The sequence below is a fragment of the Pseudomonas sp. AL 58 genome, from assembly GCF_036348395.1.
GTDB classification, from domain to species: Bacteria; Pseudomonadota; Gammaproteobacteria; order Pseudomonadales; family Pseudomonadaceae; genus Aquipseudomonas; species Aquipseudomonas defluvii.
The window spans coordinates 128,202-151,736 of record NZ_JAZBQR010000006.1; the positions used below are offsets into that span (position 1 = coordinate 128,202).

Consider the following 23,535-nt stretch of genomic DNA (forward strand, 5'->3'; position numbering starts at 1 on the left):
GCCTGAACGGGGCACTTCGGTGCCCCGCACTCCGCGATGAAACTCACACCTGCCCAACTCAACAAGCACCTGCAAGGTTCGCTCGCCCCGGTCTACGTGGTTAGCGGCGATGACCCGCTGCTGTGCCAGGAAGCCGCCGACGCGATTCGCGCGGCAGCTCGCCAGCAAGGCTTCGACGAACGCCAGGTGTTCAGCGCAGATGCCAACTTCGACTGGGGCACGCTGCTTCAAGCGGGTGCCAGCTTGTCGCTGTTCGCTCAACGACGCCTGCTGGAACTGCGCCTGCCTTCAGGCAAGCCCGGTGACAAAGGCGCCGCAGCGCTGATTGAGTACTGCTCCAACCCTGCCGAAGACACCCTGCTGCTGATCAGCCTGCCAAAACTCGACGGCAGCGCGCAAAAAACCAAGTGGGGCAAGGCGCTGGTTGACGGTCAGCACGTCCAGTTCATTCAGATCTGGCCGGTGGACAACAATCAACTGCCGCAATGGATCAGCCAACGCCTGTCTCAAGCCGGCCTGGCAGCCCAACGCGATGCAGTAGAGCTGATTGCAGCGCGCGTGGAGGGCAACCTGCTCGCCGCCGCTCAGGAAATCGAAAAGCTCAAGTTACTGGCCGATGGCAATCAGATCACCGTCGAAACGGTACAGGCCGCCGTGGCCGACAGTGCCCGCTTCGATGTCTTTGGCCTGGTCGACGCCATTCTTAATGGCGAAGCTGCCCATGCCCTGCGCATGCTCGAAGGCTTGCGCGGTGAAGGGGTTGAGCCACCGGTCATTCTCTGGGCATTGGCCCGGGAACTGCGCCTGCTGGCTGGCCTTTCCCAGCAGTACAGCCAGGGCGTGCCGCTGGACAAGGCATTCAGCCAGGCCAAACCGCCGGTCTGGGATAAACGCCGGCCGCTGATGAGCAAAGCCTTGCAACGTCATTCGGCGCAACGCTGGAGCCAGCTGCTGCAGGATGCCCAACGCATTGATGCACAGATCAAGGGGCAGGCACAGGGCTCTCCCTGGACCAGCCTGGCACGTCTGTCGCTGCTGATGGCCGGCCAACGTCTGACATTACCTGCCGAATAGCATCACGCCAAACCTGGCGCCCCCCCCCCGCCAGCGATGTATGCATCGCGCAACAACCCATGCCACAACGAGCAGATAGCCGGTAAGCCCGTAAGATTGCCCACACGAATGCAAGGGCCTATAGTGCGCGCCAACACCCCCCCATCGCAGGAGCTCCTGTAATGAGCAAGAAACCGGCCAAACCCGGCCCCAACAAAGCCAAGTCCATCATCGCCCAGCCCCTGTTCCGTAGCCGCCAGGAACGCTCAGGCAAGGGCAAAGGCAGCTACCGCCGCGAAGCCTTCCAATCGAGAGATTGGGAGGCTTCTTACTTTTTGGCCGCATGAAGGCAGGAATCCGGCAAGCATGGTATGGTCAACACCTGACTTGAATTACTGGACCTGTGCATGCCCTTTTGCCTTTCCCGCCGTTGGCAACCCCGCCAACTGATCGCTGCCTCCAGCCTCATCCTGCTTGTCGCCTGCGCGGAGAAGCCGACCGCCGCCGATGCGCTGCCGCTAGCGCCGACACAATCCGCTTCTGCTGCACCCCATCCAACTGCCAGCGCCGATCCGATCGACGATGTGCAACCCCTGCAGAGCTTCGCTCAATGGCAAGCCGGCTTCCGCCAACAGGCCCTGCAAGCCGGTATCAATCCGGCGACCTTTGACCGCGCGTTTTTTAATATCACCCCTGACATGAGCGTGATCAAGGCCGACCGCAGTCAACCCGAATTCACACGCCCCGTCTGGGAATACCTCGACGGCGCTGTCTCGCCTGTACGTGTTCGCAAAGGTCAGGCCCTGCTCAACCAGAACGCCGAGCTGCTGGCACGTATCGAACAACGGTATGGCGTCGACCGCACCACACTGGTGTCCGTCTGGGGCATGGAAAGTAACTTCGGCCAGTTCCAGGGCAGCAAATCGGTGATCCGCTCGCTCGCCACCCTGGCCTACGAAGGCCGTCGCCCGGCCTTCGCACAGGCGCAGCTCCTCGCTGCCCTGCAGATCCTGCAGAACGGCGACATCCAGCCCGAGGCCATGCTGGGCTCATGGGCCGGCGCCATGGGCCAGACCCAGTTTATCCCGACGACCTACAACACCCACGCGGTAGACTTCGACGGTGACGGTCGCCGTGACATCTGGAACAGCACCGCCGACGCCCTCGCATCGACCGCCCACTACCTGCAAAGCTCAGGCTGGAAACGCGGCGAGCCTTGGGGTTTTGAAGTTGGCCTGAAACCCGGCTTCGACTACTGGCTGGCGGACGGCTCTCAACGCAAGACGGTCGCAGAATGGCTGCAACTGGGCCTGCAACTTCCCCCTGGAACGCAAGTACCCGCGGGTAGCGAACAACTGTCTGCAGCCCTGCTGCTGCCTGCCGGCGCTCGCGGCCCGGCCTTCCTGGTACTGGACAACTTCCGCGCCATCCTCAAGTACAACAACTCATCGTCGTACGCCCTGGCCGTCAGCCTGCTGGCACAGCGTTTCGATGGGTCTGGCTACATCCGCGGTGACTGGCCAAAAGATGATCTGCCGCTGAGCCGTAGTGAGCGCATGGAATTGCAGAACCTGCTCAGTGCCAGCAACTACGACGCCGGCAGCGCCGACGGCATCATCGGGGCCAATACCCGCAAGGCAATTCGTAGCGCACAGCAAGCCCTGGGCTGGCCGGCAGACGGTTACCCGACCCATAAGCTGCTGGAGAGCCTGCGCAACCAGCAGGCACGCTAGCACGCCCAACGGGGCGGTTCAGGCTGCCAGCGGCAGACTTTCCTGTAGCGCACACAAAAATGCCGACACCCTCATGAAGACGGGCGTCGGCATTTTTCGTTCATGTCGAATCAGAGCTTGATCTTGGCCTCATGAGCCTGCTGATCGGCATGGTAGGACGAACGCACCAGCGGGCCGGACGCGACGTTCTTGAAGCCCATCCGATAACCTTCCTCGGCGAACCAGGCGAAGGTATCCGGGTGAACAAAGCGCTGTACCGGCAGGTGGCTGCGCGACGGCTGCAGGTACTGGCCGAGGGTCAGCATGTCGATATCGTGCTCGCGCATGCGCTGCATGACCTCAATGACTTCCTCGTCCGTCTCGCCCAGGCCGAGCATCAGGCCGGACTTGGTCGGAACGTGCGGTACCAGTTGCTTGAACTTTTGCAGCAGGTCCAGCGACCACTCGAAATCAGACCCCGGACGCGCGGCCTTGTACAGGCGCGGTACGGTTTCCAGGTTGTGGTTGAACACGTCTGGCGGCTCTTGCGCGGTGATGGCAAGGGCCACGTCCATACGACCACGGTAGTCCGGAACCAACGTCTCCAACTGCACGCCTGGAGACAGCGCGCGGATCTCGCGCAGGCAGTCGGCGAAGTGCTGAGCACCACCGTCACGCAGGTCGTCACGGTCCACCGAGGTGATGACCACGTACTTCAGGCGCAGGTCGGCGATGGCAACTGCGAGGTTCTTCGGCTCATCGACATCCAATGGTTTGGGACGGCCATGACCCACGTCGCAGAACGGGCAACGGCGGGTGCAGATATCACCCATGATCATGAAGGTGGCGGTGCCACCCGAGAAGCACTCACCCAGGTTCGGGCAGGAGGCCTCTTCACACACGCTGTGCAGCTTGTGCTTGCGCAGCAGTTGCTTGATACGGTCGACTTCCGGCGAAACCGGGATGCGCACGCGGATCCAGTCAGGTTTCTTCGGCAGCTCTTCGGTAGGGATGATCTTCACCGGAATACGCGCAACCTTTTCGGCGCCACGCAGTTTTACACCGGCTTCAACTTTCGCCCGGGGGGCCGGCGCAGCCGACGCGTCCACCGCAACGGTCACGTTCGGCGCGCTGCTCTCCAGCGGTTCTTGCACAACAGTAGTCATAATCAGTCGATTCCGCCCGTAAGGGTCGTCTGCTCAGCATAGTCGAGGTGCTTGACCAGCTGCGCACGCAGCCTTGCCCTTACCTCGGAGAGTTCGATCGGGCCTGCCTGGTCGCGCAGCTGGGTCATTGCCAGCCCCGCATACCCACAGGGATTAATACGACGGAATGGCGCAAGGTCCATGTCCACGTTCAAGGCAAGGCCATGGAATGAACAGCCATTGCGAATTCGCAAGCCGAGGGAAGCGATCTTTGCTCCATCGACGTAGACACCCGGGGCGTCCGGCTTGGCGGCAGCTTCAACATCGTAGCCTGCCAACAGATCGATCAGGCAGCGCTCAATGCGGCTTACCAGATCTCGTACGCCGAAACCCAACCGGCGCACATCCAGCAGCAGATACGCTACCAACTGGCCAGGACCATGGTAGGTCACCTGGCCTCCGCGATCGACCTGCACCACCGGAATATCACCCGGCAACAGCAGGTGCTCAGCCTTGCCAGCCTGCCCCTGGGTGAACACCGGAGGGTGTTCAACCAGCCAGACTTCATCGCCGGTCTGCGGCCCACGCGTATCGGTAAACCGACGCATGGCCTGCCAGACAGGTTCATAAGGCAACAGGCCGAGTTCGCGAAAGCCCAGGCTTGCGGGCATCAAAGCACCATATGCACGATGCCAGTAGCACGCAGGGCGCTATTGATATCTCGCAGTTGATCTTCACCGGTCGCTTCGATGTGCAGTTGCACCGTGGTGTACTTGCCATTGCTGCTCTGGCGCTCGGCCAGTGTCTGCAGGTCGATCTTGGCATATTTGCTCAGGATCTCGATGACCGTGTCCTTGAAATTGACCACGGTATCGCCGATTACCTTGATCGGGTAATCGAGGCAGGGGAACTCAATAGTGTGCGACTTGACGTCAGGTACGCTCATGGCAGTAACGGCCTCGTAAGCCGTGGCAACAACAACGCCCTCACCTGAATATGGCGAGGGCGTGCAGGTCACGATATCAGTTGAACAACCCGTAGAAGAATAGCCGAATGCTATCCCACACACGACGGAAGAAACCACCCTCTTCCACGCCGTCCAAGGCAATCAGGTCGGCGCTATGCACCACATTGTCATCCAGTTTGACTTCCACTTTACCGATTACGTCACCTTTGGCGATAGGCGCAGTCAGCTGCGGGTTCATGGTCATGCTGGCAGCCAGCTTCTTCAATTGGCCTTTAGGCAAAGTCATGCTCAGGTCTTCGGCCAAACCGGCCTTGACCTGACTGGTGGCGCCCTTCCAGACCGGCGCCTGTGCCAACTCGGTACCCTTCTGGTAGAAGGTCTGGGTTTCGAAGAAACGGAAGCCGTAGGTCAGCAGTTTTTGCGTTTCGGCTGCACGAGCCTGCTCGCTGTTAGTGCCGAAGACCACCGCGATCAGGCGCATGCCGTCGCGTACAGCCGAGGATACCATGCAGTAGCCGGCTTCGTCGGTATGGCCGGTTTTCAGGCCGTCGACGGTCTTGTCACGCCACAGCAGCAGGTTGCGGTTCGGCTGCTTGATGTTGTTCCAGAAGAACTCTTTCTGCGAGTAGATCGCATAGTGAGCAGGGTCTTCGTGGATGATCGCACGGGCCAGCAGGGCCATGTCGTGCGCCGACGAGTAATGCTCTGGGTGCGGCAGGCCGGTCGGGTTCATAAAGTGGCTGTTGCTCATGCCCAGATCGCCAGCCGTCTTGTTCATCATGTCGGCGAACGCATCTTCGCTGCCCGCGATGTGCTCGGCCAGCGCCACGCTGGCGTCGTTGCCCGACTGGATGATGATGCCGTGCAGCAGGTCGCTGACGCTGACCTGGGTACCCACCTTGATGAACATGCGCGAACCACCGGTACGCCAGGCGTTCTCGCTGACGGTCACAGGATCGTTCTCGCCAATCTGCCCGCGACGGATATCCAGGGTCGCGATGTAGGCGGTCATCAGCTTGGTCAGGCTGGCCGGCGGCAGACGCTCGTCGCCATTGTTCTCAACCAGAATGTTGCCGCTGGAGGCTTCCATGAGCACGTAGGACTTGGCTGCCAGTTGTGGCGGCGACGGCATCATCTGCTCCGCCGCGAATGCGGCAGGGGTGATCATCAGCGGGACAAGCAGGCAAAGGCGTTTGGCAAAGGTGGTGATGTTCATCCGTCTCTCGAAATGGCTAATGGGCTCATGCCCGCAAGGGCAAAACGTTTCCAGGCGCGTGGCCTGATGAGCAAAACAGGCATTGTACAGACTGTTTTGCCGCGCCGGTCGTTCGCACTTGAGCACACCGACCGGCGTATTTCACAACAGACTGATCAGGCCCCCTGAGTCAGTCTGCCGTGACAACTTTCGGCTGGCCCAGATTGGCCAGACGCACACTGTCCTGCATTTGTTGGGCTTCGCCCGGGTTGCTGATCGGGCCCATGCGAACCCGGTGCAGGGTCTGCTGATTGCGCACGATCGAACTGATGAACACCGGAGCGCTCACCATGGTGCTGAGCTTGGAACGCAGCAGTTCGGCGGCATCCGGGTTGGCAAATGCGCCGACCTGCAAGTACATGCCAGCGCCGGCCGGAGCCGTGTTGCTGGCGACCTGAACCGGCACCACCGCCGCCGCATGCTGCTGCGGTGGCGGCGTCCACTGCTCGACCGTCCCGGTATTGCTAGACAGCGGCTGGGCCTGCGCTACCTGTGGCTGCTCCAGCACCAGCGGTGCAGGCCGGCCGCGCTGGGCCCACCACTGTTGCGGATCAATACCTTCAACACGCACACGCGCCGTGCCGGTCTCAGCGTAGCCAAGCTTTTTCGCTGCGGCATACGACAGGTCAATGATCCGGTCGGAGTAGAACGGGCCACGGTCATTGACCCGCAAAATCACACTGCGGTTGTTGTCCAGGTTAGTCACCCGCACGTAGCTCGGCAGCGGCAAGGTCTTGTGCGCCGCGCTCATGCCATACAGGTCGTAGACCTCTCCGTTGGCGGTGTTCTGGCCATGAAACTTGGTGCCGTACCAAGAGGCGGTACCTTGGGCCACGTAGTTGCGCGACTCGCCCATCGGATAGTAGGTCTTGCCCAACACCGTATAGGGGTTGGCCTTGTACGGGCCATTGTGCACCGTAGGCGTCGCATCGGGGATCTTCGAGACATCGACATCCCACCAGGGCGCGCCGTCCTTGTGAGCACGGTTGATATCCAGGCCGGGCTGCGAGCGGATACCGCCCTGTTGTTGCGGTGAACGACCGGTGGAGCAACTGACCAGCACCAGCCCCAGCGCGGCCACGCCGAGCAGTTGTAACGAAGTAGTGAGCGATACGCGCATTTATTTGGCGCCTCGTGCTTGAACCAGCAGGTCCGAAAGTTGATGTACCGCCATGGCGTACATCACGCTGCGGTTGTAGCGCGTGATCGCATAGAAGTTCTTGAGGCCCAGCCAATACTCAGGGCCGTTGTCGCCTTCAAGCCGAAAAGCGGTGACCGGCAGATCATCGCGCAGCACATCATGGCTTGACCAGCCCAGTGCCCGCAACTCCCCAACCGTACGAACCGGCTCGATTCCAGACGTCAGCCCTTCATCCACCCGTTCACCGCGGACCATGGCACGGCTGACCACACCCTCGCCGGCCACCCAACCGTGGCGCTTGAAATAACTGGCGACACTGCCAATGGCATCGTCCGGGTCGTTCCAGATATTGATATGGCCATCGCCATCGAAGTCCACGGCGTAGGCCCGAAAACTGCTCGGCATGAACTGCGGCAGCCCCATGGCGCCGGCGTAAGAACCCTTGAGGGTCAGCGGGTCGACCTGTTCTTCACGGGCCAGCAACAGGAACTCACGCAGCTCCTTGCGGAAAAACTCGGCACGCGGTGGATAGTCGAAGCCAAGCGTCGACAAGGCATCAATGACCCGATAGTTGCCTGTATTGCGCCCAAAGAAGGTTTCAACGCCAATGATCGCCACAATGACCTGGGCGGGGACACCGTACTCCTGCTCGGCGCGGGCCAGAGCAGCCTCGTGCTGGCGCCAGAAATCCACGCCGCGGGCGATACGTGCATCGGTCAGGAACATCGGGCGATATTCCTTCCAGGGTTTTACCCGCTCAGCAGGTCGGGAAATGGCATCGAGAATCGACTGTTTGCGCTCGACCTCACGAAATACCCCGATCAACTGCTCACCAGCAAAACCGTAGTCACGGGTCATTTCGCCGACGAACTCGGCCACCTGAGGCGAGCCGTCATAGTCGCCAGCCACAGCCTGTTGCGCCGAGCCGAGCAGGCCGAAAAGGCCAACCCAAGGCGCGCAACGAGCCGCCCAGCCACGCATTGCTTGCATGAAATTCTTCACCTTATTCAAGCTTGTGCGATCCATTTACGGTGCGTATGAATCGACATTAAAACCCCAAACGCTGACAGCAGCGTCACCAACGAAGTTCCACCATAACTAATGAAGGGCAGCGGCACCCCCACCACGGGGAGCAAGCCGCTGACCATACCGATATTGACAAAAACATAGACGAAGAACGTCATGGTCAGGCTGCCCGCCAGCAGTTTGCCGAACAGCGTTTGCGCCTGGGCAGTAATCACCAGGCCGCGTCCGATCAACAACATGTAAATCAGCAACAGCGCGCAGATCCCTACCAACCCGAACTCCTCACCCATGACGGCGATAATGAAGTCCGTATGGCTTTCCGGAAGGAAGTCCAGGTGCGACTGCGTGCCCAGCAGCCAGCCCTTGCCGAACACACCGCCCGATCCAATGGCTGCCTTGGACTGGATAATGTTCCAGCCCGTGCCTAATGGGTCGCTTTCCGGGTCGAGAAAGGTCAGCACGCGCTGCTTCTGGTAGTCGTGCATGACGAAGAACCACATCGCCACCGCCACAGGCACAGCAGCGGCGACCACACTGATAATCCAGCGCCACTTCAGCCCGCCCATGAACAGCACGAATGCACCCGAGGCCAGAATCAGCAGTGCAGTGCCCAGGTCCGGTTGACGGACGATCAAAATGAACGGCACGCCAATCATCACCAGACTGATCGCCACATGCTTCAAGTGCGGCGGTAGCGTGCGCTTGGCCAGGTACCAGGCAATGGTGGCGGGCATGATGATCTTCATGAATTCCGAAGGCTGGAAGCGGATCACCCCCGGGATGTTGATCCAGCGCGTGGCCCCCATGGCGTTGTGCCCCATGACATCCACCACGACCAGCAAGAACACGCCGAAAACGTAGGCCAGTGGTACCCAACGCGCCATGAACCGCGGCTCGAACTGCGCGATGATGAACATTGAGACCAGGCCAATACCGAATGAACTGGCCTGCTTGAGCAACAGGTCCCAGTTCTTCCCGCTGGCCGAATACAGCACGAACAGGCTGCCCGCAGCCAAGGTCAACAAGAGAACGAGCAACGGGCCATCAACGTGGATGCGCTGGAGGAACGTCGCCCGACGGCGCATGACGTCCTCACTGGAAAGCATGCGATCGAAATTGCTTTTCACTGGGCAGGTTCCTGAGCGACAGAAGGTGTGACGTACTCCGGTTTGAGCCGCCCATGTTCATCGAGCAGCCAGGCATCCATGACCTGCCGCACGACTGGCGCGGCAACGCCCGAGCCAGACTCGCCGTTCTCAACCATCACCGATACGACAATCTTCGGATCGTCAGCCGGTGCAAAGCCGACAAACAGTGCGTGGTCACGGTGGCGCTCCTGCAACTTGTTACGGTCGTACTTCTCGCCCTGCTTGATCGCCACCACCTGAGCCGTACCACTCTTGCCTGCAATCCGGTACTGGGCACCAATCGAGGCCTTGCGCGCAGTACCCCGCGCACCTTGCATCACCTGCTCCATGCCGTGGGTGACCTTGTTCCAATCGGACTTGTCACGCAAAACGATGTCTTCCATCGGGTTCTCATCTACCGGTGGCTTACCTTCGATGGTCTTGGCCAGGTGCGGACGGTTCCACTTGCCCTTGTTGGCAATCAACGCGGTGGCCTGAGCCAACTGCAACGGGGTCGCCTGCATGTAACCCTGGCCAATACCGAGAATCAGCGTTTCACCCGGGAACCAGGCCTGACGACGGGTCGCCCGCTTCCACTCACGGGACGGCATCAACCCAGGCGACTCTTCAAACATGTCCAACGCCACTTTTTGGCCAATACCAAAGCGGTTCATGTAGTTGGCCAACCGGTCGATGCCCATCTTGTGCGCCAGGTCGTAAAAGTAGGTGTCGTTGGAGCGCATGATTGCCGTGTCCAGGTCGACCCAGCCATCGCCGGTACGGTTCCAGTTACGGTACTTGTGGTCGTAGTTGGGCAACTGGTAGTAGCCAGGGTCAAACACCCGCGTACCGGCAGTCACCACACCCGTGTCGAGACCGGCAATCGCCACAGCCGGCTTGATCGTCGAGCCCGGCGGGTAAAGACCACGCAGCACACGGTTGAACAGTGGCCGATCAATGGAATCACGCAACTCGGCATAGGCCTTGAAACTGATGCCGGTCACGAACAGGTTCGGGTCGAAGCTCGGCTGGCTAACCATCGCCAACACCTCGCCGGTACGAGGATCAAGGGCCACAATGGCACCTCGGCGCCCGCCCAGCGCAGCTTCTGCGGCCTCCTGCAGCTTGATGTCGAGGCTTAGAACGATATCTTTGCCCGGCACCGGGTCAGTGCGTTTGAGTACACGCAGCACACGGCCCCGGGCATTGGTCTCGACTTCCTCGTAACCCACCTGACCATGCAATTCCGGTTCATAGAATCGTTCGATACCGGTTTTGCCAATGTGGTGGGTACCGCTGTAGTTGACCGGGTCGAGGGTCTTGAGTTCTTTCTCGTTGATCCGCCCGACGTAACCCACCGAATGAGCAAAATGCGGCCCTTGCGGATAGTGCCGGACCAACTGCGCAACCACTTCGACACCCGGCAGGCGGAACTGATTCACCGCAATGCGGGCAATCTGCTCCTCCGTCAGCTCGAACAGGATGGGCACCGGTTCGAAAGGACGACGCCCTTGCTTCATGCGTTTTTCAAACAACGCACGGTCATCGGGGGTCAGTTGCAGCACTTCGACGATTACATCGAGCACCTGACGCCAGTCGCCAGCCCGCTCACGGGTCATGCTCAAGCTGAAGCTTGGTCGGTTATCGGCGATGATTACCCCATTACGGTCGAAGATCAGCCCACGGGTCGGCGGAATCGGCTGTACATGCACCCGATTGTTTTCCGACAGCGTGGAGTGATAGTCGTACTGAATGACCTGCAGGTAGTAGAGGCGAACAATCAGCACGCACACCAGCAAGACGACCGCCACTGCACCGACCACGACGCGGCTACGCACCAGACGGGCGTCTTTTTCGTGATCCTTGAGGCGAATCGGCTGCGACATTACGGAGGCTTACGGCTTATTTGTGGTAAGGGTGCCCGGACAGAACCGTCCAGGCGCGATACAGCTGTTCGCCAATGAGTATCCGTACAAGCGGGTGCGGCAGGGTCAAGGGTGACAGCGACCAGCGCTGTTCACTGCGTGCACAGACTTCCGGCGCCAGCCCCTCGGGGCCACCGACCATGAAGTTGACCGTACGCGAATCCAGCCGCCAGCGGTCCAGCTCGACCGCCAGCTGTTCGGTGCTCCAGGGCTTGCCATGGACCTCCAGCGTGACGATACGTTCCCCCGGCTGGACTTTGGCCAGCATGGCTTCGCCCTCCTGACGGATCAGGCGGGCGACATCGGCATTCTTGCCTCGGGTATTGAGTGGAATTTCCACCAGCTCCAGCGACAGCTCAGAAGGTAGACGCTTGGCATACTCATGCCAGCCGTCTTCAACCCACTTGGGCATGCGCGAGCCAACCGCGATCAGACGCAGACGCACGACGCTTCCTTATTCCTTGTCGCGGAGCTTGTCGAAGTGCTCGTGCGAATGCTCCGGCGAGTGGTGCTTGCCGTCGGCAGCACGGCTCTGCTCAGCGCCCTGCCACAGACGTTCCAGGTCATAGAACTGACGTGCGGCGGCGGTCATCATGTGAACAATGACATCACCCAGGTCCAGCAGAACCCAATCGCTTTCGCCCTTGCCTTCTTCGCCCAGCGGCTGAGCGCCGTGCTTCTTGACGTTCTCGCGAACCTTTTCCAGCATCGCGTTGATCTGACGGTTGGAGGTACCGGTAGCGATGATCATGTAGTCGGTGAGGCTGTGCTTGTCACGCACGTCGATCACCAGGATGTCCTGGGCCTTGACGTCAGCCAGTGCCGCTTGGGTCAGTTCGACCAGTGTTTCGGCGTTGATTGCTTGGTTCTTCATATAAAACTCATTCAGCTCGTAAGTAGGGGCCGCCTCGCGGCGTGCCCTTCAGTTCGGCGTACGGTACAAGCCGTGCGCCTCGATATAGGCCAGTACTGCGTCTGGAACCAGAAAACGCACCGACTTGCCATTGGCCAGCAGCTGTCGGATTTGCGTGGCGGAAACCGCCAGCGGCGTTTGCCAGACGAATGCAATTTGCCCGGCAGGCCCAACCAGGGCCTGTGGATCGCTGACCGAGCGTGCGGCCAGCAGGTTGCGCAACGCATCCGGCGGCTCAACGTCGGCATCCGGGCGTTGCAGCACCAGGATGTGGCAGTGTTTCAGCAACTCATCCCAACGGTGCCAACTGGGCAAGCCACAAAAGGCATCCCAACCCAACAACAGGAACAACTGGTCTTCAGCAGCCAGCTCGGCCCGCATCAGCTCCAGCGTTTCAATGGTGTACGACGGTCTATCACGGGACAACTCCCGGGCATCGACTGTCAGCAACGGCACGCCACGCACCGCCTGTTCGACCATTGCCAAACGGTCGAGCGCCGACACCTGCGGGGTATCGCGGTGCGGCGGTCGAGCATTGGGCATCAGCCGCAACTCATCGAGCCCCAGCACTTCGGCAACCTCCAGCGCACTGCGCAGGTGACCGATATGCACGGGGTCGAAGGTTCCGCCGAGAACGCCAATGCGCCGCTGGGGCGGCACGCTGACAGCAGCGGCGAGTGGGGCATGCTCAACCAAGTCAGAGCGACTCCTGGCCGCGTAACTGGCCGTCGCCGATCACAACATATTTCTCGCAGGTCAACCCTTCCAGGCCAACCGGACCACGGGCATGCAGCTTGTCGGTGGAAATACCGATCTCGGCGCCCAGGCCATACTCGAACCCGTCGGCAAAGCAGGTCGGGGTATTGAGCATGACCGACGCCGAGTCGACCTCGGCAATAAAACGCCGGGCCAGGCCCTGATGCTCGGTCACGATGGAATCGGTATGGTGCGAGCCGTAGTGGTTGATATGTTCAATAGCCTGATCCAGGCCATCGACCACTCGGATCGACAGAATCGCATCCAGGTACTCAGTGTGCCAGTCTTCTTCCGTGGCAGGCAGCGCCTCGATGTACTGACGGGTACGTTCGCAACCACGCAACTCAACGCCTTTTTCCCTGAACAGGGTCGCCATTGCCGGCAGGAACTCCGCCGCAACACGCTGATCGACCAGCAGGGTTTCCATCGCGCCGCAGATGCCATAGCGGTAGGTCTTGGCATTGAAGGCAATACGCCGGGCCTTTTCCAGATCAGCATGCTCGGCCACATACACGTGGCAGATGCCGTCCAGGTGCTTGATCACCGGTACGCGTGCTTCGCGACTGACCCGCTCGATCAGGCCCTTGCCGCCACGGGGCACGATCACGTCGACATACTCCGGCATGCTGATCAGCGCGCCGACCGCCGCACGGTCAGTGACCTCGACCACTTGCACCACCGCCGCAGGCAGGCCGGCTTCAGCCAGGCCACGCTGGATGCAGGCGGCAATCGCGCGATTGGAATGAATGGCCTCCGAGCCGCCACGCAAGATGGTGGCGTTGCCGGACTTCAGGCACAGGCTCGCAGCATCGATGGTCACGTTAGGCCGCGACTCATAGATGATCCCGACGACGCCCAGCGGCACACGCATCTTGCCCACCTGAATGCCCGAAGGGCGGTAGCTCATGTCGCGAATCGCCCCGACCGGGTCTGGCAGGCTGGCGACCTGACGCAAGCCGACGATCATGCTGTCGATACGTGCTGGCGTCAGCGCCAGGCGCTCGAGCATGGCCGGCTCAAGGCCGTTGGCACGGCCAGCAGCCAGGTCCTGCTCGTTGGCAGCGGACAGTTCGGCGCGGGCAGCGTCCAGCGCATTGGCAGCAGCCTGCAGCGCGCGGTTCTTCTGCGCAGTGCTGGCACGGCCAATGACGCGGGCCGCCTCACGGGCAGCGCGACCCAGGCGGGTCATGTAGTCAAGAACGGACTCAGTCATGGGGCTCAGTGTCTTGGCGAAGGGGAAATCGGCTGATTATAACTGTCATGCAGGTGAACGCCCAGCGGTGGCTGGCGGATGGTCGAAATCAACCACCCAAAACGGCCCTGACGATAGGCGCGCCCCTTGCACACGCCGGCTCTGCTGACGATAAGTTGCTATGATCGGCACCAGCTTCCAACGATGATCGATAATGCCTACGCCGAACGCTTGCCGGCCACTGCCCGATACATTTTTTGACCGTGATGCGCAAACCCTGGCCAAAGCCTTGCTCGGCAAGGTCATCCGTCACCGACAGGGCCCCTACTGGCTCTCGGCGCGCATCATCGAAACCGAAGCCTACTACTGCGCCGAAAAAGGCAGCCACGCCTCGCTGGGCTACACAGAAAAGCGCAAAGCCCTGTTTCTCGAGGGTGGACACATCTATATGTACTACGCCCGCGGTGGCGACTCGCTGAACTTCAGCGCCCAAGGCCCCGGTAATGCCGTACTGATCAAATCCGGCTACCCATGGCTAGACGCCTGTTCCGATGCCGACAGCCTGGCGCAAATGCAAGCGAACAACCCTGATACCCGCGGCCAGCAACGCCAACCTGAACGCCTGTGCGCCGGGCAAACCCTGCTGTGCAAGGCACTGGGGCTAAAGGTGCCCGAGTGGGACGCCCAACGCTTTGACCCCGAGCGACTGTTTGTCGACGACTGCAGCATTATTGTGAAACACATTATTCAGACCACTCGCCTGGGCATCCCCCGCGGCCGCGATGAGCATCTGCTGTATCGTTTCGTTGATGCCGAATTCGCCCGTTACTGCACCCGCAACCCGTTGCGCCGAGGGCAGGTCGAGGGGCAAGACTACCTTTTACTGACACAAGGAATTTGAACCTATGGGCGCATGGCTCGACAGCCTGACCGGCTGGCTGACCACCCACCCGCAGTGGCTTGGCCTGGCGATTTTTGTGGTCGCCTGCATCGAGTGCCTGGCGATTGCCGGGATCATCGTACCCGGCACCGTGCTGCTGTTCGCTATCGCCGTACTGGCAGGCAGCGGCGCCCTGTCGCTGGGCGAAACGCTGTTACTGGGCTATCTGGGCGGCCTGCTCGGCGATGCAATCTCCTATACCCTGGGCCGGCACTTCCACCAGAACATCCGACGCCTGCCATTACTGCGCACACACCCGCAATGGATCGGCAGCGCTGAAACCTACTTCCAGCGCTATGGTATCGCCAGCCTGCTGGTCGGGCGTTTTATCGGCCCGCTACGCCCAATGCTGCCGATGGTGGCGGGCATGTTCGACATGCCGATTCCGCGCTTTATCATGGTCAGCCTGGTTGCTGGTGCCGGCTGGGCTATCGCCTACCTGCTGCCAGGCTGGGCGACCGGTGCAGCCATGCGCCTGCCATTGCCGGACGGTTTCTGGCCGCAGGCCGGTATCGTGGCGGGTAGCATGGCCGTGCTGATTGCACTGAGCATCAGTGGCAGCCTGCGCAGCCAACGACGTGGTACCCGGCTGATGGCAGGGCTGAGCCTGTTGGCGCTGATTGCGCTGTTTTTCGGCTGGCCGTACCTGACACAGTTGGATCAAGGCTTGATGGCCGTCATTCAGGAAAACCGCAGCCAAGCGATCGATGATATAGCCGTCATGGTCACACGGCTGGGAGACTTCCGAACGCAGCTAATCGCAGGAGGCCTGCTGACCGCGCTTCTGCTACTGGCCCGGCAATGGCGACACGCCCTTTTTGCCGCCACCACCCTGATTGGCACCGCACTGCTCAACGGTACCCTGAAGTGGTTCTTCGCCCGCGCCCGCCCGGACGTGCTGACCGACCCTTTGGGCACTTACAGCATGCCCAGCGGGCATAGTTCTGCGTCGTTTGCGTTCTTTCTGGTGCTTGCGGTGCTGGCCGGGCGCGAACAACCACCACGCATGCGTCTGACCTGGGTCATGCTGGGCTGCCTGCCGGCCCTGGCCATCGCCTGCTCACGCGTTTACCTGGGCGCACATTGGCCCACCGACATCCTCGCTGGAGCACTGCTGGCCTGTTTTGTATGCGCGAGCAGCCTGACACTGATTCAGGACCGCGCACCACTGAACGCCCTGCCACGACGTGCCTGGTGGCTGATCCTGCCAGCCTGTACGGCACTGCTCGCCTTTTTTACCTTGCATGCGTTGCCACAAGCCCTGGCCCGCTACCAGTACTGAGTGGTCAGGCGAACAGCTCACCCTGTAAACGATCAAGCAGTGCCTGGATAGCATCCAGGCGCTGTTGGGGCGCATCAATGGCCAGCAGGTCGAGCTTGTCTTCCTCGACAAACGGCAGCAGGTAGGCCAATTGATTCGCCAACGCCTGCTGCCCGAGAATGGCTCTCGGCATGTTCAGCGCCTCGACCATCGGATGTTCGGCCAACGCAACGAGCAACGCTCGCAGGTCTTCGTCCTGATCACGCAACGGGCGATCCGGCTGTTCGGCCAGCCACTGCACCTGCGCCAGCAGCAACTGATCCTTCTGCACCTCGGCCTGGGTCACGCGAAAACGTCGTGTGCCTTCGACACGGATACCGAGCAGGCCGTTGTCCTGCTGCTGAAAATCGCGAATCAGCGCCTCGCAGCCGATCGAGGCATAGCCCTGCGCAGCCCTACCGACTTCGGCACCGTCCAGAATACAGACCACACCGAAACCACCGCCCTGCTTCATGCAACGGCCAATCATGTCCAGGTAGCGCGCCTCAAAGATCTGCAGATCCAGATAGCAGCCGGGAAACAGCACCGTATTCAGCGGAAACAGCGGTAATGTCATGGCGACTCCTCACGCGACCAGGCTGACCGCCAACGGCAGAAAGACCGCCGTGGCAACGCCCATCAGGCTCATGGCCAGGGCCGCAAAGGCCCCGCACTCCTCACTTTCCTGCAACGCCACTGAAGTACCGACCGCGTGCGCCGTCAAGCCCAGCGCCATGCCACGAGCCTCTGGGCTATGAACACCACAACGGGACAAGAGCGCCGGGCCAAAAATGGCCCCAATCACCCCAGTGATCAATACAAACACGGCCGCCAATGGCGCAACGCCGCCAATCTGCTCGGCCACCAACATGGCAATCGGCGAGGTCACCGACTTCGGCGCCAGGGTCATCAGAATCATGTGTTCGGCGCCAAACCACCACCCCAACAGCAGGCAGGCGCCAGTCGCTACCACGCCTCCGATTACCAGCGTAGTAAAGGTCGGCCAAAACAGCTGGCGAATACGCCGCAGATTCAGGTACAGCGGCACCGCCAGCGCGACGGTCGCAGGCCCCAGAAGAATATTGAGAATTTCGGTACTTTTACGGTATTCGCTGTAGGTCAAGCCACACAGCAGCAGTACGCTGATGACGACCAGCATCGACATCAACACGGGCTGCAGAAAGATCCAGCGCGTCTTCTCATAGGCGGCAAGCACCAGTTGATAGGCCCCCAGCGTGATACCGATACCGAACAAAGGGTGATGAATGACCGCCTCGACGGCGCCGTGCCAATCCAGGTTCATGGCCGCTCCTCATCCCGCGCCTGACGGGCGATGAGCTTCTGCATCAAGACACCTGCGAAGACGATGGAAATAAGTAGCGAAAGCACCAATGCACCGGCAATCGCCCAGAAATCCGCCGCAATATCGGCGGCATAAACCATCACCCCTACTGCCGGCGGCACCAGCAACAACGGTAAATAGCGCAGCAGGCTGCTGGCGGCTTCGCTCAGTGGCGCACCGACCTCACCTCGGACGATCAGGTACGTCAGCAGGAGCAAGAGCCCGATAATTGGCCCCGGCAGTATCGACAGGAACAAGTGATTAATCGCTGTCCCCAACAACTGAAACAACACCAGCCACGTCAAACCACGCAACAGCATAGAAATCTCCCTCAGGCCCGCCGGCCATTATAAGCACCCTACTGGTGTGCCTATACCGAGATATTCGTTCAAGTCATGCTGACTTGACCGGCCCCCTCCGACGTGCTGATCTTAAACGCTTGAACCTACCGTAGTCATAAGAAAACCAACGACAATCAGGAGAGTCTCGATGCCCTATGTACCCGTTACAGCGCTCAAAGACTATGTCGGCAAGGAACTGGGACGTTCCGCATGGCTGAAGATCGACCAAGAACGCATCAACCTGTTCGCCGAAGCCACCGGCGACTTTCAGTTCATCCACGTTGACCCCGAGAAGGCAGCAAAAACGCCATTCGGTACGACCATTGCTCACGGTTTTCTGACCCTGTCACTGATCCCTACGCTGATGCTGGACATTCTGGTGTTGCCTGAAGGCTTGAAAATGGTGGTCAACTACGGCCTGGACAGCGTCCGCTTTATCCAGCCGGTAAAGGTCAACAGCCAGGTAAGGCTCAAGGTTGATCTCACCGAAGCCACCGAAAAGAAACCAGGGCAGTGGTTGCTGAAGGCTACCGCCACCCTGGAAATCGAAGGTGAAGAAAAACCTGCGTACATCGCCGAACCGCTGTCACTCTGCTTCGTATGACGAAACATGGCCGGTAGAAACACGCCGGCGCGGCTGTTTCCACCGGCGCATTCTGCGGCATACTCGGCGGCTAACCCACCCGGACCCCGTTATGCGCCCACTTGCCCCACTCGCCCTGACCCTGCTGCTCACCGCCTGCGGTGACGGCGAACCACTTTCGCCGCCCGATGCCCGCCTGCCCGACGGTGGTCGCTATCGCGGAGAGGTGGTTAATGGCCTGTTGCAGGGCAGTGGACGCATCGACTACCCCAATGGCAGCTGGTACGCCGGAGGCTTCCTGAACGGCCAATGGCACGGCCAGGGTGAATGGCACGGCAGCAACGGCGAAGTCTATGTTGGCCAGTTTGAGCAAGGCCTGTTCCATGGCCAGGGCCGACTGAAGACGGCAGACAGTAGCTACCAAGGTGGCTTCAAGCTTGGTCGTCGTGAAGGTGAAGGCACACTCAAAGAGGCCGGCCAGGCCTATCGAGGCCAGTTCAAAGCCGACCAGTACAGCGGCGCCGGTCACCTGGAGCTGGAAGACGGCAGTCAGTACCAAGGACTGTTCGCCCATGGCAAACCCAACGGCGAAGGGGTGCGCAGCGATGCCAGCGGCAACCAGTTCAGCGGGCGTTTCGTCAACGGCCAACTGGAGGGCAGCGGCACATTCAACAGCGTCGATGGTGATCAGTACATTGGTGAGTTCCGCGACAACCGCCTGGAAGGCCGGGGCCGCTACGAAAACGCCGACGGCGATGTCTGGATCGGCCAGTTTGAAGACGGCTCGCTCAGCGGTAAAGGTGAGCTGTTCGCCAGCGACGGCAGCCACTACAAAGGCGATTTCCGCGACTGGCACTTTTCCGGTTACGGTCGCCTGCAACTGGCAGACGGTAGCGTTTATGTGGGTGGCTTCGAGAACGACACGTATCAAGGCAAAGGCCTGCTGACCCTGCCAAACGGCCAGGTCGAGAGCGGACACTGGATCAACGGCCAACGGGTTCGTGACGATCAGGGGCGACCACTGTCCGACCCACTGGAACTGGCACTGCTCAACCAAGGCAAGCTGCTCGAACAAGCCCTCGACAACGTGCCGCGCTCCACCGCCGAGGTAGAACTCTACAGCCTGGTCCTGGCCGGCGACGGCAAACAGAGCGTGTTCCTGCGGGAGGCCGACTACGTCAGCAGCATGCTCAAGAGCCGATTTGGTGCCGTTGGCCAAATCACCCTGGCCAATCACCGCGATCATTTGACCGACCGCACGATGGCCACCCGGGAAAACCTGACCCGTGCCGCGCGCACCCTCGCCGAACGCACCGGCCCGGAAGACCTGGTATTCATCTACCTGACCAGCCACGGCAGCCAGACTCACGAACTGGTGCTCGATCAGCCGCGCCTGCAACTGGCAGACCTGCCTGCCGGCGAACTGGCCACAGCGCTTGCGCCCCTGAAAGGGCGAGACAAAATTGTTGTCATCTCTGCGTGTTACTCAGGTGGCTTTATCGACTCCCTCAAGGACGACAAGACCCTGATCATGACCGCCGCGCGCTCGGACAGAGTGTCTTTCGGCTGTTCCGAAGAGGCCGACTTCACCTACTTCGGCGATGCCCTGTTTGCCCAGGCACTGAACCAGACCGACGACCTGCAAAACGCCTTCGAACTGGCCCGCACCCAAGTAGCCTTGCGTGAGCACAACGAAGACTTCGACGCCTCGGAACCGCAGATCTGGGCCCCCAAAGGCGTCCTTGCGCACTGGCAGCGTTTGCGTCAGCAGCAGGCCCGCAAAGCCCTGCAAAGTGACGAAAAAACAACTGAACAAGCAAAGAGCGCCCGGAGCCACTAAGCTGACTGTATCAAGGGAGAGACATCATGTACTTGACGCCTCAGCACATCCTGCTTGCCGGAGCCACCGGACTGACCGGTGAACATTTACTGGATCGGCTGCTCAGCGAACCCACCGTCAGCCGCGTTCTTGCCCCTACCCGTCGACCACTGGCCAAACACCCACATCTAGAGAACCCGGTGGGTGACCCTGCGGTTTTTCTGCCCCAACTCAGCGGCCGTGTCGATATCGCCTTCTGCTGCCTGGGCACCACCATCAAACAGGCAGGCTCAGAAACGGCATTCCGCGCGGTCGACCTGGACATGGTTGTTGCTTTCAGCAAACGCGCCCGCGAAATGGGCGCGCGCCACTTGCTGGTGGTGAGCTCACTCGGCGCAGACCCAAAATCGTCGGTGTTCTACAACCGGGTAAAAGGGGAAATGGAAGAAGCGTTGAAAGCACAAGACTGGCCGCAACTCACCATCGCCCGGCCGTCCCTGCTGCTCGGCGAACGCATCGAACCACGCACCGCTGAGCGCTTGGCAGCACCGCTGGCACGACTGCTACCGGGCAAGTACCACGGGATTGAAGCCTGTGAACTGGCGCGGGCATTGTGGCGCCTGGCGCTGGAAGAGCAGGACGGCATTCGCGTGGTGGAGTCCGATGAACTGCGCAGGCTGGGCAAGAAGTAAGCCCTGCCCGGCCATCGCCGGCACGGCGGCGATGGCCGGTTACAAACCGCCGGTGGCCTGAAAGCTGACACCCAGCACGGTCAACAACGACAGCGGCAACAGCAGCGTGTCGAGCAACGCGCTCGCGGGCAGATCAAGCCCGGGATACGCCGGCGCCTCAGCACCAAAACGGTCCATGGGGCAACACCCGCCCTGCATGGCATACAGATCAAGGCGCGTACCGGAGTATACAATCGGTGCCCCTGGCTTGGCCGCGTCCAGCGTGCGTACGCTGGCGCAACCACTGAGCAGCGCCAGCGCCATCACCAGTAAAACTGAACGTTTCAATCCTCACCGCCGACATGGTGCTCACCCCAACGCGGCAACATGTCCTGAGGAATGTTCAGCACATTGAGAATGCGCGCGACGACAAAATCAATCAGGTCGTCAATGGTTTGCGGCTGATGATAGAAACCTGGAGCCGCTGGCAGAATCACCGCGCCCATGTTCGACAGCTTGAGCATGTTCTCCAGGTGAATGGTGGAGAACGGCGCCTCACGCGGTACCAGAATCAACTGCCGACGTTCTTTCAGAGTGACATCCGCCGCCCGCTCGATCAGGTTGTTACAGGCGCCGGTCGCAATGGCCGAAAGCGTGCCCGTGGAGCACGGCACGACCACCATCGCTGCCGGTGCACCGGAACCTGAGGCCACCGGCGACATCCAGTCTTCCTTGCCGTACACACGAATCTGCCCTGCGGCGGCGCCGGTGTACTCGGTCAGAAAGGCCTGCATTGCCTGTGGCTTGGCCGGCAGCAGCACATCGGTTTCCGTCGCCATGACCAACTGCGCAGCCTTGGAGATCAGGAAATGCACCTCTCGGTCTTCGCGCACCAGGCAATCAAGCAGGCGCAGGCCGTACTGCGCCCCCGAGGCCCCGGTCATGGCCAGCGTGATGCGTTCCGGCCCGCTCATCGCAGGGCCTCGGCCAACTTCCCATGCAGGCCCCCAAAGCCGCCATTACTCATGATCACGACTTGAGTACCGGGCTTGGCCTGGCTTTTCACCCGGGCAATGATCGCTTCCAGGCTGTCAGCCACCACCGCAGGTACCGGGCACTGGGCTGCCGTGGCCGCCAGATCCCAACCCAGGTTAGGCGGTGCATACCAGATCACCTGATCGGCCTGGCGTACGCTTTCCGGCAGGCCATCGCGGTGCGCGCCCAGCTTCATTGAGTTCGAACGCGGTTCAATCACGGCGATCAGTGGTGCATCGCCAATACGCTTGCGCAGGCCATCCAGCGTGGTGGCGATCGCCGTCGGATGGTGTGCAAAGTCGTCATAAATCGTCACGCCTTGTACTTCAGCGACTTTCTCCATGCGCCGCTTCACGCTTTTGAAGGCGCTCAGCGCGGCGATACCCATCGACGGCACCACACCAACATGGCGAGCAGCAGCCAACGTGGCCAAGGCGTTGGCGACGTTGTGCTGACCGGTCAGTTCCCACTCGACCACCCCTTGCGACTCGCCTTCAAAGCTGACTTCAAAACGCGAACCGTCAGCACTGAGCAGCTTGACCTGCCACTGACCGCCAACACCCGTGGTCTGGACCGGGGTCCAGCAGCCCATCTCAATCACGCGCTGCAAGGCTGGCTCAGTGGTGGGGTGAATGATCAGGCCTTCACTCGGGATCGTGCGCACCAGATGGTGGAACTGCCGCTCGATAGCTGCCAGATCCGGGAAAATATCCGCATGATCGAATTCAAGGTTATTCAGGATGGCAGTACGCGGACGGTAGTGGACGAACTTCGAACGCTTGTCGAAGAAGGCGCTGTCATATTCATCAGCCTCAACCACGAAGAACGGCGTATCGCCCAAGCGCGCCGACACCGAGAAGTTCTGTGGCACGCCGCCGATCAGGAAGCCCGGGCTCATCCCGGCATGCTCCAACACCCAGGCCAGCATGCTGCTGGTGGTGGTTTTGCCATGGGTTCCGGCCACGGCCAGCACCCAACGCCCTTGCAGCACATGATCGGCCAGCCACTGCGGGCCGGATACATAAGGCAGGCCTTTATTCAGCACATACTCCACCGCGGGATTACCACGCGACAGGGCATTGCCGATGACCACCAGGTCCGGTGCCGGATCCAGCTGGCTGGCATCATAGCCTTGGGTCAGCTCAATGCCCTGGGCCTGAAGCTGAGTGCTCATCGGTGGATAGACGTTGGCGTCGGAGCCCGTGACGCGGTGGCCAAGCTCCTTGGCCAACACCGCCAGCGAACCCATGAAAGTGCCGCAAATACCGAGAATGTGAATGTGCATGGTCGAC

The 23,535-nt window shown here is 60.8% G+C and carries 26 protein-coding genes; 8 read left to right on the top strand and 18 right to left on the bottom strand.

Going from position 1 to position 23,535, the window contains the following annotated elements; genetic code table 11:
• The first annotated feature begins 36 nt into the window (after window positions 1-36).
• The 3 genes from holA (at window position 37) to UIA24_RS09900 (ending at window position 2,786) form a co-directional block, all read left to right on the top strand.
• Window positions 37-1,074 carry a DNA polymerase III subunit delta gene (holA, locus tag UIA24_RS09890; RefSeq protein ID WP_065760361.1) on the top strand — a complete coding sequence of 346 codons (1,038 nt, stop codon included), beginning with the start codon at window positions 37-39 and terminating at the stop codon, window positions 1,072-1,074.
• A gap of 161 nt (window positions 1,075-1,235) precedes the next feature.
• Window positions 1,236-1,400 (top strand): alternative ribosome rescue factor ArfA, encoded by a 165-nt coding sequence (arfA, locus tag UIA24_RS09895; RefSeq protein ID WP_065760360.1) that lies wholly within the window; start codon window positions 1,236-1,238, stop codon window positions 1,398-1,400.
• Between the two features lie 60 nt (window positions 1,401-1,460).
• Window positions 1,461-2,786 carry a lytic murein transglycosylase gene (locus tag UIA24_RS09900; protein WP_330522775.1) on the top strand — a complete coding sequence of 442 codons (1,326 nt, stop codon included), beginning with the start codon at window positions 1,461-1,463 and terminating at the stop codon, window positions 2,784-2,786.
• A gap of 110 nt (window positions 2,787-2,896) precedes the next feature.
• Here UIA24_RS09900 and lipA read toward each other — a convergent pair whose 3' ends face one another.
• From lipA to UIA24_RS09960, 12 genes are all read right to left on the bottom strand, one after another.
• The gene (lipA, locus tag UIA24_RS09905; RefSeq protein ID WP_099775904.1) at window positions 2,897-3,931 is read right to left on the bottom strand and encodes a lipoyl synthase; all 1,035 of its coding nucleotides are present in this window, start codon (window positions 3,929-3,931) and stop codon (window positions 2,897-2,899) included.
• 2 nt (window positions 3,932-3,933) lie between these two features.
• Window positions 3,934-4,581, bottom strand: a complete 648-nt coding sequence (lipB, locus tag UIA24_RS09910; protein WP_099775905.1) for a lipoyl(octanoyl) transferase LipB — start codon at window positions 4,579-4,581, stop codon at window positions 3,934-3,936.
• Window positions 4,581-4,856: a DUF493 domain-containing protein gene (locus tag UIA24_RS09915; protein WP_065760356.1), complete on the bottom strand. Its 276-nt coding sequence runs from the start codon at window positions 4,854-4,856 to the stop codon at window positions 4,581-4,583. The genes lipB and UIA24_RS09915 overlap by 1 nt, the downstream gene beginning before the upstream one ends.
• 76 nt (window positions 4,857-4,932) lie before the next feature.
• Window positions 4,933-6,093: a D-alanyl-D-alanine carboxypeptidase family protein gene (locus UIA24_RS09920; RefSeq protein WP_099775906.1), complete on the bottom strand. Its 1,161-nt coding sequence runs from the start codon at window positions 6,091-6,093 to the stop codon at window positions 4,933-4,935.
• Between the two features lie 169 nt (window positions 6,094-6,262).
• Window positions 6,263-7,252, bottom strand: coding sequence for a septal ring lytic transglycosylase RlpA family protein (locus UIA24_RS09925; protein ID WP_102051694.1), 990 nt, complete (start codon window positions 7,250-7,252; stop codon window positions 6,263-6,265).
• Entirely contained in the window at window positions 7,253-8,263 is a 1,011-nt protein-coding gene (gene mltB / locus UIA24_RS09930) for a lytic murein transglycosylase B (protein WP_330522776.1), read from the bottom strand.
• Window positions 8,264-8,280: 17 nt separating this feature from the next.
• Window positions 8,281-9,384, bottom strand: a complete 1,104-nt coding sequence (gene rodA / locus UIA24_RS09935) for a rod shape-determining protein RodA (RefSeq protein ID WP_177442453.1) — start codon at window positions 9,382-9,384, stop codon at window positions 8,281-8,283.
• A 38-nt stretch (window positions 9,385-9,422) separates the two neighbouring features.
• Window positions 9,423-11,312, bottom strand: coding sequence for a penicillin-binding protein 2 (gene mrdA, locus UIA24_RS09940; protein ID WP_099775910.1), 1,890 nt, complete (start codon window positions 11,310-11,312; stop codon window positions 9,423-9,425).
• A 16-nt stretch (window positions 11,313-11,328) separates the two neighbouring features.
• Entirely contained in the window at window positions 11,329-11,796 is a 468-nt protein-coding gene (gene rlmH, locus UIA24_RS09945) for a 23S rRNA (pseudouridine(1915)-N(3))-methyltransferase RlmH (protein ID WP_065760351.1), read from the bottom strand.
• A gap of 9 nt (window positions 11,797-11,805) precedes the next feature.
• Window positions 11,806-12,225 carry a ribosome silencing factor gene (gene rsfS / locus UIA24_RS09950; protein ID WP_065760350.1) on the bottom strand — a complete coding sequence of 140 codons (420 nt, stop codon included), beginning with the start codon at window positions 12,223-12,225 and terminating at the stop codon, window positions 11,806-11,808.
• A 48-nt stretch (window positions 12,226-12,273) separates the two neighbouring features.
• Window positions 12,274-12,960: a nicotinate-nucleotide adenylyltransferase gene (nadD, locus tag UIA24_RS09955; RefSeq protein ID WP_065760349.1), complete on the bottom strand. Its 687-nt coding sequence runs from the start codon at window positions 12,958-12,960 to the stop codon at window positions 12,274-12,276.
• 1 nt (window position 12,961) lies between these two features.
• Window positions 12,962-14,233, bottom strand: coding sequence for a glutamate-5-semialdehyde dehydrogenase (locus UIA24_RS09960; RefSeq protein ID WP_065760348.1), 1,272 nt, complete (start codon window positions 14,231-14,233; stop codon window positions 12,962-12,964).
• Between the two features lie 193 nt (window positions 14,234-14,426).
• Here UIA24_RS09960 and UIA24_RS09965 point away from each other — a divergent pair, with 193 nt between their 5' ends.
• Window positions 14,427-15,113, top strand: a complete 687-nt coding sequence (locus UIA24_RS09965; protein ID WP_330522778.1) for a DNA-3-methyladenine glycosylase — start codon at window positions 14,427-14,429, stop codon at window positions 15,111-15,113.
• Window positions 15,114-15,117: 4 nt separating this feature from the next.
• Entirely contained in the window at window positions 15,118-16,434 is a 1,317-nt protein-coding gene (locus UIA24_RS09970) for a bifunctional DedA family/phosphatase PAP2 family protein (RefSeq protein WP_099775913.1), read from the top strand.
• A 4-nt stretch (window positions 16,435-16,438) separates the two neighbouring features.
• On the opposite strand, the gene UIA24_RS09975 is transcribed toward UIA24_RS09970, so the two are convergent.
• From UIA24_RS09975 to UIA24_RS09985, 3 genes are read right to left on the bottom strand one after another with little or no spacing between them, the layout of a single operon-like run.
• Window positions 16,439-17,029 (bottom strand): LON peptidase substrate-binding domain-containing protein, encoded by a 591-nt coding sequence (locus tag UIA24_RS09975; RefSeq protein WP_065760346.1) that lies wholly within the window; start codon window positions 17,027-17,029, stop codon window positions 16,439-16,441.
• 9 nt (window positions 17,030-17,038) lie between these two features.
• Window positions 17,039-17,749: an LrgB family protein gene (locus tag UIA24_RS09980; protein ID WP_176717438.1), complete on the bottom strand. Its 711-nt coding sequence runs from the start codon at window positions 17,747-17,749 to the stop codon at window positions 17,039-17,041.
• Between the two features lie 2 nt (window positions 17,750-17,751).
• Window positions 17,752-18,114, bottom strand: a complete 363-nt coding sequence (locus UIA24_RS09985) for a CidA/LrgA family protein (protein ID WP_065760344.1) — start codon at window positions 18,112-18,114, stop codon at window positions 17,752-17,754.
• 169 nt (window positions 18,115-18,283) lie between these two features.
• Between UIA24_RS09985 and UIA24_RS09990 the strand changes: the two genes are divergently transcribed.
• The 3 genes from UIA24_RS09990 (at window position 18,284) to UIA24_RS10000 (ending at window position 21,229) form a co-directional block, all read left to right on the top strand.
• A complete protein-coding gene (locus UIA24_RS09990; protein ID WP_065760343.1) occupies window positions 18,284-18,739 on the top strand; it encodes a MaoC family dehydratase in 456 nt (151 codons plus the stop codon).
• Between the two features lie 91 nt (window positions 18,740-18,830).
• Window positions 18,831-20,558 carry a C13 family peptidase gene (locus UIA24_RS09995; RefSeq protein ID WP_330522779.1) on the top strand — a complete coding sequence of 576 codons (1,728 nt, stop codon included), beginning with the start codon at window positions 18,831-18,833 and terminating at the stop codon, window positions 20,556-20,558.
• Window positions 20,559-20,584: 26 nt separating this feature from the next.
• Window positions 20,585-21,229 carry an oxidoreductase gene (locus tag UIA24_RS10000; protein ID WP_330522780.1) on the top strand — a complete coding sequence of 215 codons (645 nt, stop codon included), beginning with the start codon at window positions 20,585-20,587 and terminating at the stop codon, window positions 21,227-21,229.
• 39 nt (window positions 21,230-21,268) lie between these two features.
• Here the strand turns inward: UIA24_RS10000 and UIA24_RS10005 are convergent, their stop codons facing one another.
• The 3 genes from UIA24_RS10005 to mpl are packed head-to-tail and all read right to left on the bottom strand — an operon-like array spanning window position 21,269 to window position 23,528.
• The gene (locus UIA24_RS10005) at window positions 21,269-21,532 is read right to left on the bottom strand and encodes a YceK/YidQ family lipoprotein (RefSeq protein WP_442963013.1); all 264 of its coding nucleotides are present in this window, start codon (window positions 21,530-21,532) and stop codon (window positions 21,269-21,271) included.
• 20 nt (window positions 21,533-21,552) lie between these two features.
• Window positions 21,553-22,182 carry a flavin prenyltransferase UbiX gene (ubiX, locus tag UIA24_RS10010; RefSeq protein WP_065761866.1) on the bottom strand — a complete coding sequence of 210 codons (630 nt, stop codon included), beginning with the start codon at window positions 22,180-22,182 and terminating at the stop codon, window positions 21,553-21,555.
• Window positions 22,179-23,528: a UDP-N-acetylmuramate:L-alanyl-gamma-D-glutamyl-meso-diaminopimelate ligase gene (gene mpl / locus UIA24_RS10015; RefSeq protein WP_065761865.1), complete on the bottom strand. Its 1,350-nt coding sequence runs from the start codon at window positions 23,526-23,528 to the stop codon at window positions 22,179-22,181. Before mpl ends, ubiX begins: the two co-directional genes overlap by 4 nt.
• Between the last annotated feature and the right edge of the window lie 7 nt (window positions 23,529-23,535).

What these genes read in the sequence shown, in the direction of transcription:
- holA (WP_065760361.1), top strand. Translation starts at nt 37, where the DNA reads ATGAAACTCACACCTGCCCAACTCAACAAGCACCTGCAAGGTTCGCTC.
- arfA (WP_065760360.1), top strand. Translation starts at nt 1,236, where the DNA reads ATGAGCAAGAAACCGGCCAAACCCGGCCCCAACAAAGCCAAGTCCATC.
- UIA24_RS09900 (WP_330522775.1), top strand. Translation starts at nt 1,461, where the DNA reads ATGCCCTTTTGCCTTTCCCGCCGTTGGCAACCCCGCCAACTGATCGCT.
- lipA (WP_099775904.1), bottom strand. Translation starts at nt 3,931, where the DNA reads ATGACTACTGTTGTGCAAGAACCGCTGGAGAGCAGCGCGCCGAACGTG.
- lipB (WP_099775905.1), bottom strand. Translation starts at nt 4,581, where the DNA reads ATGCCCGCAAGCCTGGGCTTTCGCGAACTCGGCCTGTTGCCTTATGAA.
- UIA24_RS09915 (WP_065760356.1), bottom strand. Translation starts at nt 4,856, where the DNA reads ATGAGCGTACCTGACGTCAAGTCGCACACTATTGAGTTCCCCTGCCTC.
- UIA24_RS09920 (WP_099775906.1), bottom strand. Translation starts at nt 6,093, where the DNA reads ATGAACATCACCACCTTTGCCAAACGCCTTTGCCTGCTTGTCCCGCTG.
- UIA24_RS09925 (WP_102051694.1), bottom strand. Translation starts at nt 7,252, where the DNA reads ATGCGCGTATCGCTCACTACTTCGTTACAACTGCTCGGCGTGGCCGCG.
- mltB (WP_330522776.1), bottom strand. Translation starts at nt 8,263, where the DNA reads ATGCAAGCAATGCGTGGCTGGGCGGCTCGTTGCGCGCCTTGGGTTGGC.
- rodA (WP_177442453.1), bottom strand. Translation starts at nt 9,384, where the DNA reads ATGCGCCGTCGGGCGACGTTCCTCCAGCGCATCCACGTTGATGGCCCG.
- mrdA (WP_099775910.1), bottom strand. Translation starts at nt 11,312, where the DNA reads ATGTCGCAGCCGATTCGCCTCAAGGATCACGAAAAAGACGCCCGTCTG.
- rsfS (WP_065760350.1), bottom strand. Translation starts at nt 12,225, where the DNA reads ATGAAGAACCAAGCAATCAACGCCGAAACACTGGTCGAACTGACCCAA.
- UIA24_RS09960 (WP_065760348.1), bottom strand. Translation starts at nt 14,233, where the DNA reads ATGACTGAGTCCGTTCTTGACTACATGACCCGCCTGGGTCGCGCTGCC.
- UIA24_RS09965 (WP_330522778.1), top strand. Translation starts at nt 14,427, where the DNA reads ATGCCTACGCCGAACGCTTGCCGGCCACTGCCCGATACATTTTTTGAC.
- UIA24_RS09970 (WP_099775913.1), top strand. Translation starts at nt 15,118, where the DNA reads ATGGGCGCATGGCTCGACAGCCTGACCGGCTGGCTGACCACCCACCCG.
- UIA24_RS09975 (WP_065760346.1), bottom strand. Translation starts at nt 17,029, where the DNA reads ATGACATTACCGCTGTTTCCGCTGAATACGGTGCTGTTTCCCGGCTGC.
- UIA24_RS09985 (WP_065760344.1), bottom strand. Translation starts at nt 18,114, where the DNA reads ATGCTGTTGCGTGGTTTGACGTGGCTGGTGTTGTTTCAGTTGTTGGGG.
- UIA24_RS09990 (WP_065760343.1), top strand. Translation starts at nt 18,284, where the DNA reads ATGCCCTATGTACCCGTTACAGCGCTCAAAGACTATGTCGGCAAGGAA.
- UIA24_RS09995 (WP_330522779.1), top strand. Translation starts at nt 18,831, where the DNA reads ATGCGCCCACTTGCCCCACTCGCCCTGACCCTGCTGCTCACCGCCTGC.
- UIA24_RS10000 (WP_330522780.1), top strand. Translation starts at nt 20,585, where the DNA reads ATGTACTTGACGCCTCAGCACATCCTGCTTGCCGGAGCCACCGGACTG.
- UIA24_RS10005 (WP_442963013.1), bottom strand. Translation starts at nt 21,532, where the DNA reads ATGGCGCTGGCGCTGCTCAGTGGTTGCGCCAGCGTACGCACGCTGGAC.
- ubiX (WP_065761866.1), bottom strand. Translation starts at nt 22,182, where the DNA reads ATGAGCGGGCCGGAACGCATCACGCTGGCCATGACCGGGGCCTCGGGG.
- mpl (WP_065761865.1), bottom strand. Translation starts at nt 23,528, where the DNA reads ATGCACATTCACATTCTCGGTATTTGCGGCACTTTCATGGGTTCGCTG.